2 protein-coding genes are annotated in these 838 nt (G+C 45.8%); both read right to left on the bottom strand.

The window, feature by feature from the left end; translation table 11 throughout:
* Window positions 1–239 (bottom strand): PTS glucose/sucrose transporter subunit IIB (locus tag ACWHAR_RS25245; RefSeq protein ID WP_452088204.1); only part of this gene is annotated, 239 nt, incomplete at its 3' end.
* 25 nt (window positions 240–264) lie between these two features.
* On the bottom strand, window positions 265–838 hold a 574-nt coding region (locus tag ACWHAR_RS25240; RefSeq protein ID WP_452088203.1), incomplete at its 5' end, for a MurR/RpiR family transcriptional regulator.

Here is an 838-nt window from a genome sequence, read left to right as displayed (position 1 = left end):
AAAGCAGCTGTAACATGATTGACAACTCCTGTGCCGAGGATAATTTGTAAGGTTTCAGCTTCAACGACCCCCAATACGCCGTCAAGCTTTCTTAAAGCCTGAGCATCCGCTTTGCTTTCATCGTAAGGCGTAATGCGCAGGCGTGTCATGCAATGCGTATATGAAGAAATATTGGATTTTCCTCCGCATAGCTCAAGGATTTTTTGTGCGAGATGATGGTAGTTATTTTCTTTGCTCATTAAAACCCCTCCCCTTCAAGATGCCTTATTTTTTTCTCATAGATTGGATGGCTGCTCTTGTTTTATCGATATAACCGGTTGTCGTTTCATACTGCTCAGCCGCCATGCCTAAAAACAAAACATCAATTATAAAAAGCTGGGCGAGGCGGGAGGAAGTGGCTGCACTTCGAATCAAGGCTTCATTGGAATGGGCTGTATACAAATGGACATCAGCCAGTGCGGAGACGGATGTCTGACTGAATTGTGTGAGGCTGATCGTTGTGATGCCTTTTTCCTTGGCCATGGCAAACAGTTCAATGATTTCCTGTGTCTCTCCTGAAAACGAAATGGCGAATACGATATCGTCTTTATCTGCATTTGCGATTAAAGATGCCACAAGATGAGTGTCTGTAAACGCGGTTGCTTGTTTATGAATGCGAAGCCACTTTTGCTGGGCGTCCTTGGCGACAATGCCGGAAGCCCCGAGGCCGATAAAATGCACGGTATGAGCTTTGAGAAGCAGAGAAACCGCTCGTTCAAGCTCTTTGTAGTCCATCAGGTCTGAAGTATCCTGAATGGCTTGAATGGCATTGCCGGCCGTTTTTTCGGAAATGGAGGGC

Source organism: Bacillus sp. LR--39 (assembly GCF_053613335.1).
Note: the sequence above shows the minus strand (reverse complement) of the source record. Positions and strands in the feature narration are given on the sequence as shown.